This is a genomic window from Streptomyces alkaliphilus (assembly GCF_014141535.1).
Taxonomy (GTDB): domain Bacteria; phylum Actinomycetota; class Actinomycetes; order Streptomycetales; family Streptomycetaceae; genus Streptomyces; species Streptomyces alkaliphilus.
In genome coordinates this window covers 1-720 of the sequence record NZ_VKHT01001565.1, presented here as the reverse complement: position 1 = coordinate 720, position 720 = coordinate 1, and the positions used below count along the sequence as shown (strand labels likewise).

Annotated in this window: 1 pseudogene; it reads right to left on the bottom strand. The window is 74.9% G+C overall.

What is annotated here, in order from left to right:
* A pseudogene (locus FNQ90_RS27905) lies at positions 1-510 on the bottom strand (hypothetical protein); the annotation flags it as partial.
* Positions 511-720 lie beyond the last annotated feature (210 nt).

The following is a 720-nucleotide window of genomic DNA, read 5'->3' as shown; positions in this document are numbered from 1 at the left end:
ACGGGGGACCGCGGGGCCCCCTCGGGAGGGATCCTCCGTGGAACGGCGCAGCGCGGTGGGGGAGAACTGCATGGTCTCGCCACCGATCGGCGGCGTCGGGACGGCCGCTCCATCCCCGTTGGCGTCGCCGTTCTCCTCTCCGGGCCTGGAGTCGGACTCTCCATCCGTGCCGTCCCGGTCGTTCCCCTCACGCGTTTCGTGTGGGCCGGATCCCTCGGCTCCGGGAGCCGAGGCCGGAGTGTCGTCACCGGTTCGCTGCGCGGAGGGGTGGACGGTGTCCTCGGGGGACCCGGCCTCTTCCGTCCCGCTCTCGGCGTCGTCCGTCCGATCCTCCCGACCCCCTCCATCCGGCCGGGGCGAGGGGACCGGGGAGGAGGCACCGACATACCAGGCCGGAGCCGGGGCCCCGCTCCCGCCGGTGTCCGCCGCCCCGGAGTCCGGGGCGGCGTCGGGCCGGGCGTCACCGACGGCCCCGTCCCCGGTGCGCATGCCGTCCCGATCGCTGTTCACGACGCCTCCCACTGCTGTTGCCACCCGATCCCCGCGTATCGGTGGATCGCCCCGACGGGACACGTCCGGCCGGTGGTTCCCGCCGGCGACAGTCGTGTCACACGCCCCCTTCACCCTAGAGGAGACGACCCCGAGGCGTCCGCACCGGGCGGAGGCCGGAAACCCCCTCACGAGCCGTCCCGTCGGGGCCGTGAGCACCCGTCGGGAACC